Below are 3655 nucleotides of genomic sequence, written 5' to 3' on the forward strand. Positions count from 1 at the left end.
TTCAATTTTCAATCCGCCATATTTATAAACCAATAAAAAAAATATTTTAAATTAATTATTTACTTTTTTTACAGTATATGCTAATATAATGTTATATAATTTATAAATTATAGCACAAGCTTATTACAAACATATCTAATTAGTTAAAAAACACTTAATATAATGCGAAATATCTTATTCTACTGTCTATTCCAAAAATTCCTGCGTAAAAATAACAGAATATTTCTGAAAAGTATACCTTTATTTACATAATGAAAAAAATATAAATAAGAGGTGATAATTTTCAAGTAATTTGGCGAGTAACCCACGATAAAATTTTTTGAATAATAAAAAAATAGGAGGAATTGTAATGAAGAAAAATTTTAAAGGGAAAATTGGGTTGTTTTTGGCTATCATGTTTGTTACACTTATATTGTCTCCAAAGCCTTTGCTAGCTAGTACGGAAGGCGACAATGATAACCCGTGTATTATTTATCTGAAAGGTATTGAATTGAACTTAGATGAAAATAGTAGAGAAAAAAGATCTGTAGTTGAAGATTCTGGTCTATATATTATTTCTTTTGAAGGACCAATTGAAGATTACATGAAAAACGATATAACAAAATTGGGTGCAGAACTTATTGAATATATCCCAGATTTCGCATTTCTATCAAGAATAAAATCTAGTACAATTTCTGATGTTTCACTATTACCTTACATCAATAAAATTGTAAGGTACCAACCAGAATATAAAATAAATCCAGTATTCAAGAATAAAAAAAGAGTAACTAGATCAATTGATGTAGAAGAATTAGCCGAAGAAGAAATATCTGTTAGAATATTTACATTTGACGATTCCTCTATTCTAGATGGTTATATAAAAGAATTCGGTGCTACTAAAATAGATTCTACTGAAAAAGAAGTAATCGTTAAATTGAATCCAAGTAGTATTGAAAAATTTGCTAACCTTAATTCAGTTAAATACATAGAACCAGTAGTTGAATATGAACTATTCAATGATAAAGCTAGAGATTTCATGGGTGTAAATAGTATTAATAATTTAGGTCATAATGGAGCTGGACAAGTTGTTGCAGTTTGTGATACTGGTATTGATACTGGTGTTAATAACAGTGGTATGCACTTAGATTTCCAAGGTAGAATAGATAGTATATTCCCATTAGGTAGAGCTACAGCTGATGATGTACATGGTCATGGTACTCATGTTGCGGGTTCAGTTCTAGGTGATGGTACTAAATCTAACGGTCAGATTAAAGGTATTGCTCCACAAGCTCATCTTGTATTTCAATCTGTATTAGATTCTAATGGTGGACTAGGTGGTCTTCCAAATGACTTGAATGATCTATTCCAACAAGCAAAAAATGCTGGTGCTAATATTCATACTAATTCATGGGGAGCTGCAGTAGGCGGACAATATACAGGAAGCTCACAGGATGTTGATGAATATGTATGGAATAATAAAGATATGATCATTCTTTTCGCTGCTGGAAATGATGGCGACGGATCTAATGGAACAGCCTATAATACAATAGGTGCTCCTGGAACAGCTAAAAACTGTATTACCGTAGGTGCAACTGAAAATAATCGCCCTAATATGCCTAACACTAGATGGGGAAATATAGGCGATAATCCAAATGAGATTGCTCCATTTTCAAGTCGTGGTAATTGTGATGATGGAAGAATCAAACCTGATATAGTAGCACCAGGTACATGGATACTTTCAACTAAATCATCTGTAGCTCCAACAAGTAATTTTTGGGCAGACTACAATAATTATTATGCTTACATGGGTGGTACTTCAATGTCTACTCCATTAACTGCTGGAGCAGTAGCAGCGGCACGTGGATATATGCAAAATGTTTGGAATCATACACCAAGTGCAGCATTAATAAAAGCTGCAGTTATTAATGGCGGTACTGATTTAAGTTTTGGATTCCCAAGTAAAGATCAAGGTTGGGGACGCGTGAACTTAGCTGATTCATTGAAAAACAAGGAATATGAATATTCAGATCAAGTTTATAATTTAGCTACAGGTGGAACACAAAACTTTACCTATGCTATAGAATCAACTAGTACTCCATTAACAATTTCTTTAGTATGGTCAGATTATCCTGGTTCAACAGCCGCATCTAAAGCATTAGTTAATGATCTAGATGTAAAAGTTACTTCTCCTTCAGGTACAATATATTATGGTAATGATTTTAGTCAACCTTATAATAGTAATTATGACCGTATAAATAATGTTGAGAATATTTATATTAATTCTCCAGAAACAGGTAATTATTCAGTTGAAGTTAAGGGCTACAATGTACCACAAGGTCCTCAATCTTTTGCATTATTCTCTTCTGCTGATTTTGGTACAGCAGTAGTTGATGATGTAGTACCAACATGTAATATAACTTCTCCTAATAATAGCGACACAGTTGATGGTATGCTAGCTATAAATGCTAATGCTGAAGACAATGTAGCTGTTGCGAAAGTTGAATTCTATGTGAATAACAATAAAATTGGTGAAGATAATTCAGCACCTTACAGTTTTGATTGGAATACAACCACTGTAAGTAATGGAAATCATAATCTTAAAGTAAAAGCTATAGATACAGCTAATAATGAAGGGGATTCTAGTGAAATAACTGTTGAAGTTAATAATGTAGTAGATAATACTTCCCCTACATGTAATATAACTGCACCTGTTAATGGTGCTGATGTTAATGGTATGTTAGCTATAAATGCTAATGCTGAAGATAATGTAGCTGTTGCAAAGGTTGAATTCTATGTTGATAATAATAAGATAGGTGAAGATATTACATCACCTTATAGTTTCGAATGGGATACAACTACAGTAAGTAATGCATCTCATATATTAAAAGTAAAAGCAATAGATACATCTGATAATGAAGGGTTATCTAATGAGATAACTGTTACTGTAGATAATGCTCCTACTGTTGAATATAAAACTGAAACTTTCACTGGTAGTGCAAGTATATTCTATAGTCCACAAATTGACATAGATGTAACTGCAAATGGTACAATCAATTTAGACTTATCAGGTAGTTCATCATCATTAAAAATGAAACTATATAATCCTAGTGGTAGTCTACTAGATACTAATAGCTCCAGTATATCATATGATGCAACTGAAACTGGAACATATTCAATTGTAGTTTCTGCATTCAGCTTTTTCGGAGCTGATTATACCTTGACAGCAACTTATCCAGTTGTTTCTGCTCAAGATGAAGAACTGTATACTGATGAAGAGACATCAGATACTATGGTACCAACAGATGTTATTATTGATGGAGATATCATTAGTGATATTATGACTATTGATACTTATGTTGATGAGAACAAAGATATAAAACTTATTGAATTATATGTTGATGAAAGTAAAGTAATGGAATACACTGAAATACCTGATGTCATTGAATGGGATACCACTACAGTAAATAATGGTAGTCATGATATTCAAATTAAGATTACTGATGAATCAGGCAATGTCACTACTTCTACTAAATTGAATGTTGTTGTAGAAAATGGTGTAAGTGAATAAACGAAATGATCAATGGTAAAATGAAATATTTAGATATATACCTTAGCCTTATCAATAATCATGGTATATAATAATGATTGTTTTATAAAATAATCACAAAGAACAAGT

At 31.5% G+C, this 3655-nt stretch carries 1 protein-coding gene; it reads left to right on the top strand.

The genetic code is table 11. The features are described from left to right. The first annotated feature begins 349 nt into the window (after window positions 1–349). On the top strand, window positions 350–3547 hold the full coding sequence (locus tag ACX6CF_RS25535) for a S8 family serine peptidase (protein WP_458788209.1): 3198 nt from the start codon (window positions 350–352) through the stop codon (window positions 3545–3547). Window positions 3548–3655: the final 108 nt, after the last annotated feature.

The sequence above is a fragment of the Vallitalea sediminicola genome (genome assembly GCF_054408565.1).